Source organism: Pricia sp. (assembly GCF_041745955.1).
Classification (GTDB): Bacteria; Bacteroidota; Bacteroidia; order Flavobacteriales; family Flavobacteriaceae; genus Pricia.
On sequence record NZ_JBGTHY010000071.1, the window covers coordinates 1 to 2,395 of the forward strand.

Consider the following 2,395-nt stretch of genomic DNA (forward strand, 5'->3'; position numbering starts at 1 on the left):
TACGATTTTGCCGGCATCCATGACGATGATCCGATCGGCTTTTTTTATGGTGGCCAGACGGTGGGCGATGATGATCGAGGTGCGGCCCTCGGTGATTTTTTCGGTGGCGCGTTGGATCAACTGCTCGGAATAGGTGTCCACAGAGGAAGTGGCCTCATCCAGCACCAAGATACTGGGGTTGCTGACATAGGCACGTAAAAAGGCAATCAATTGTCGCTGGCCGCTGGAAAGCATGGAGCCCCTCTCCTTGACATTGTATTGGTATCCACCGGGAAGACTGGTGATGAATTCGTCGACCAAAATCTGTTTGGCAGCGGTCTCAATACGCTCCACACTAATCGATGGATCTTTTAAAGAAATATTGTTCGCAATCGTATCGGCAAAGAGAAAGACATCCTGTAGAACCACGGCTATATGGGAACGTAGGGAGGTCAATTTAAAATCCTTGATATCGACGCCGTCTACTTCGATGCATCCGGAATTGATTTCGTAGAAGCGACTGAGCAGGTTTATAATCGTGGATTTTCCGGCACCCGTGGCGCCTACAATGGCTACGGTCTCTCCGGCCTTGACTTCGAACGAGATGCCGTGAAGTACTTCCTCGTCCTCCAGGTATCCAAAATGGACATCCGTAAACTTGATATTGCCGCGAACTGCTTCCTTTTCTATAGTTCCTACATCCTGTATATTACTATCGGTATCCAAAATACGGAATACCCGATTGGCGGCCACCATGCCCATCTGTAAGGTATTGAACTTATCGGCGATCTGGCGTAAGGGGCGGAACAGCATGTCGATCAGCAGAATGAAGGCGAAAATGGTTCCGAAATCCTCCCGAGCCAAATTGGAGACGTTGAGCAGCCCGCCATACCATACGATTAGCCCTACGGCAATGGAAGAAACGATTTCGGCAATGGGAAAGAAGATGGAGTTGTACCAAACCGTTTTCAGCCAAGCGTTCTGATGTTTTTCATTGATGATCCTGAACTTGTCGCTCTCGATTTTTTCACGGGTGAACAGCTGTACGATTTTCATGCCTGTAATACGTTCCTGTACGAAGGAATTCAGGTTGGCCACCTGTGCCCTGACCTCAGTAAACGCCACTTTCATAGCTTTTTGGAACTGCCGGGTCGCATACATAATTATAGGAAGCAGCACGAACACGATCAGAGCCAGCTTCCAGTTCATGTACAGCATTACGCCAGCGGCAACGAACATTTTCAGCAGGTCGGCGACAATCTGAAAGAATCCCTGACTGAAGATTTCCCCGATCCGCTGCATATCGGCTACGGCCCTGGTAACAAGTACGCCCAAAGACGAGTTGTCAAAATACTTCATACGAAAACCCAGCATATGCTGAAAAAGGTTGACCCGAATATCCTTAATGACTGATTCGCCCAACCAATTGGCGTAGTAATTAAAGCCTAACTGACTGACTACTTGGCCCAGAAGCACTCCCAACATGGCCAAAGTCAAGTATAACAATCGATCGGCGTTGGCCTGCTTTATCGCATCGTCGATGATTCGCTGTAGGATAATGGGCGTCATTACCGCGAAAACGGACAAAAGAATCGCTGCCAAAGCGACGCCATAAAAGGTCAGTCGGTACGGGCGGGTCCTTCTTAACAAGCGGTTGAAGAGTCGTAGATCGAATGCTTTTCCGGTATCCTTATTGTCCATGCTTTTCTAAAATCTCATCGGGGTATCGAACAGAGGTCAAATATAAGCCTTTTGCGGGTGCTGAAGGGCCGGCTTGACTTCGGTCTTTGGTATTTATAATCTTTTTAACATCGTCGACCGAACGTTTACCTTGACCGACCTCCAACAAGGTGCCAACAATGGCCCGCACCATGTTACGTAAAAAACGGTCGGCGGTTATGGTAAAGACCAATTTGACCCCTTTCTTTTCCCAAATGGCCTTGGTTATTTCACACCGATAGGTTTTTACATCGGTGTTCGATTTTGAGAAACATTCGAAGTCCCCATATTCAAATAGCACGGTTGCCGCTTCGTTCATTCGTGGTATATCCAAAGGATATTTTATATAGTGGGCATGGTCGGAATAAAAGGGATTTTTCTCTTGGACTATCCAATATTCATACGTCCGTCGGATAGCATCAAAACGGGCATGGGCCTTATCGGATACCTCGTAGATTTGCCGCACCGCAATAGCTTCGGGAAGCAAAGCGTTCAGTCGGTATACCAGATCCATATCATCGTCGATACGATCCACCTCAAAGTGGGCGAACATTACCTTGGCATGCACCCCGGTATCGGTGCGCCCCGCCCCTACCGTTTCTATGGGACGCCGTAAAAGTGTGGACAAGGCTTCTTCCAATACCTGCTGCACCGTTATCGCATTGGGCTGTTTTTGCCAACCGTGATAGTGTTTTCC

2 protein-coding genes are annotated in these 2,395 nt (G+C 48.1%); both read right to left on the minus strand.

Translation table 11 applies throughout. The annotated features are described in order from the left end of the window. A partial coding sequence (locus ACEW8S_RS02215) for an ABC transporter ATP-binding protein (protein ID WP_373516555.1) occupies positions 1-1,680 on the minus strand: 1,680 nt, incomplete at its 3' end. Further along, positions 1,670-2,395, minus strand: a 726-nt coding sequence (gene truA / locus ACEW8S_RS02220; RefSeq protein WP_373516556.1) for a tRNA pseudouridine(38-40) synthase TruA, incomplete at its 5' end; no start/stop codon positions are given. The genes ACEW8S_RS02215 and truA, both read right to left, overlap by 11 nt.